General features: G+C 76.6%; 2 protein-coding genes. Both read right to left on the bottom strand.

Annotated elements, in window-relative coordinates; all coding sequences use genetic code 11:
* Nucleotides 1-1,172, bottom strand: a 1,172-nt coding sequence (ntrC, locus tag N799_RS13970; protein WP_036213921.1) for a nitrogen regulation protein NR(I), incomplete at its 3' end; no start/stop codon positions are given.
* Nucleotides 1,169-2,254: a two-component system sensor histidine kinase NtrB gene (locus N799_RS13975; protein ID WP_052101587.1), complete on the bottom strand. Its 1,086-nt coding sequence runs from the start codon at nt 2,252-2,254 to the stop codon at nt 1,169-1,171. The genes ntrC and N799_RS13975, both read right to left, overlap by 4 nt.
* Between the last annotated feature and the right edge of the window lie 126 nt (nt 2,255-2,380).

Raw genomic sequence — 2,380 nt, forward strand, 5'->3', positions numbered from 1 at the left:
CCGAGCGCGGCTTCGACGTCGGCCGCGGTGACGGTCTCCGCCGGCGCCAGCGCGGCCAGCCGCCAGCAGACGTTCTCCAGTTCGCGCACGTTGCCGGGCCAGCGGTGCGCCAGCAGCCGGCGGGTGGCGGCCGGCGCCAGCCGCCTGGGCGCGGCGTCGAAGCGGCGCGCGGCGACCGCGAGGAAGCGCTCGGCCAGCAGCGGCACGTCGTCGATCCGTTCGCGCAGCGGCGGCAGCCGCAGCCGCACCACGTCGAGCCGGTGCAGCAGGTCGGCGCGGAAGCGGCCGTCGGCCACGCGCGACTCCAGGTCCTGGTGGGTCGCGGCGATCACCCGCACGTCGACCCGCACCAGCTCGCGGCCGCCGACGCGGAAGAACTCGCCCTCGGCCAGCACCCGCAGCAGCCGGGTCTGCAGCGCCGCGGGCATGTCGCCGATCTCGTCGAGGAACAGGGTGCCGCCGTCGGCCTGCTCGAACCGGCCGATGTGGCGCCGGCTCGCGCCGGTGAAGGCGCCGGCCTCGTGGCCGAACAGTTCGCTCTCCAGCAGCTCGGCCGGGATCGCCGCGGTGTTGAGCGCGACGAACGGCCGCGCCGCGCGCGGCGACTCGCGGTGCAGCGCACGCGCGACCAGCTCCTTGCCGGTGCCGGTCTCGCCGGTGACCAGCACCGACAGCGGCGCCTGCGCGAGCCGGCCGATCGCGCGGTACAGCTCGCGCATCGGCGGCGAGTGGCCGACCAGCAGCGGGGCGTCGGTGGCCGGCGTCGGCGGCGGCGTGGCCGCGCCGTCGTCCTCGCGCGCGGCCAGCGTGCGCTGCGCCAGCGCCACCGCCTCGTCGAGGTCGAACGGCTTGGACAGGAACTCGCGCGCGCCACCGCGGAACGCGCCGGCGGTGCTGGCGACGTCGGTGTAGGCGCTCATCACCACCACCGGCAGGTCCGGCGCGCGGCTGCGCAGCTTGTCGAGCAGCACCAGCCCGTCGTCGCCGGGCATGCGCACGTCGGTGAACAGCAGCCGGGGCGCCGGCAGCTCGGGCGAGGGGTGGTCGATCGCCGCCAGCGCGCTCGCCGCGCCCTCGAACTCGGTCACCGCGTAGCCGGCCTCGCGCAGCGCGGTGGCCAGCACGAAGCGGACCGCGCGGTCGTCGTCGACCACCCAGATGCGTGCGCTCATTGCGGTTTCTCCGCCGCGGCCGGCGCCGGGGCTTCGCTGTCGTCCGCCCCGGCCGCCGCGTCGGCCGGGTTCATCGGCAGCAGCAGGGTGAACACGGTATGGCCCGGCCGCGAGCGGTAGGCCAGCGAGCCGCGGTGCTCGCGCGCGACCTGCTGGGCCAGCGCCAGGCCCAGCCCGCTGCCCTCGGCGCGGCCCGACACCAGCGGCAGGAACACGCGTTCGGCCAGCGCCTCCGGTACGCCGCGGCCGTCGTCGACGATCTCCAGCCGCAGCACCATCGGGTGGGCGTCCTCGCCGATGCGCACGCCGTGCTCGGCGCGGGTGCGCAGGCTGACGGTGCCGGCGCCGGCCTCGATCGCGTTGCGCACCAGGTTCCACAGCGCCTGGGTCAGGCGGTCGGGGTCGCCGGTGAACTCGGGCAGGCTCGGGTCGTAGTCGCGCAGCAGCCGCACCGCCCAGCCGGCGTCGCTCTCGGCCAGCCTGAGGACCCGTTCGAGCACGGCGTGGATGTTGAGGGCGTCGTGCGGGCGCGGCGGCGCCGGGCTCAGCAGTCGGTCGAGCAGGCCGGCGAGGCGGCCGACTTCGCTGTCGATCAGGCCGACCAGCTCGCGCGAGGCATCGTCGCCGGCGCGGCGGCCGAGCAGCTGGGCCGCCCCCTTGAGTCCGGCCAGCGGGTTGCGCAGTTCGTGGGCGAGGCCCTTGAGCGCGGCCGACAGGGCCGACGGCAGCAGCAGGGCGGGGTCGTCGCCGGGGAATTCGTCGACCGGGTGGGCCTCGACCAGCACGCCGTCGCCGTGGGCGCTGAGCCAGAGGTCGGCGAAGCGTTCGTCGGCCTCGGGGTGGCGCAGGTGCATGCGGCGCAGGCGCAGCGGGGCGGCATCGGGGTGGATGCGGGCGAGGGCGTCGGCGAGGCGCTCGGGCTGCTCGGCGTCGAGCGCCGGCAGCGGCCGGCCGACCACCCGGCGGGCGCCGACCCCGAGCCAGCGGGCGAAGGCCTGGTTGCAGCCGGCGATGCTGCCGTCGGCGCCGGTCCACGCCAGCGGCGTGGTGAGGGCGTCGAACTCGGGCGCGTCGGCGGGCATCGCACCATCTTAGTGCAGGGGCGGGAGGTGGCGTGCGTGTGCCCGACCGCTCGACGCGCCACCCGTCGCCCCGTCGCCCCCGACGCGCGAATGGACGCCTGTAGGAGCAACTGTCTTCTTCAGATC

It is taken from the genome of Lysobacter arseniciresistens ZS79, from assembly GCF_000768335.1.
GTDB classification, from domain to species: Bacteria; Pseudomonadota; Gammaproteobacteria; order Xanthomonadales; family Xanthomonadaceae; genus Novilysobacter; species Novilysobacter arseniciresistens.

Bases quoted from the DNA above. Each gene is read 5' to 3' on its own strand.
- N799_RS13975 (WP_052101587.1), bottom strand. From the start codon at position 2,254: ATGCCCGCCGACGCGCCCGAGTTCGACGCCCTCACCACGCCGCTGGCG.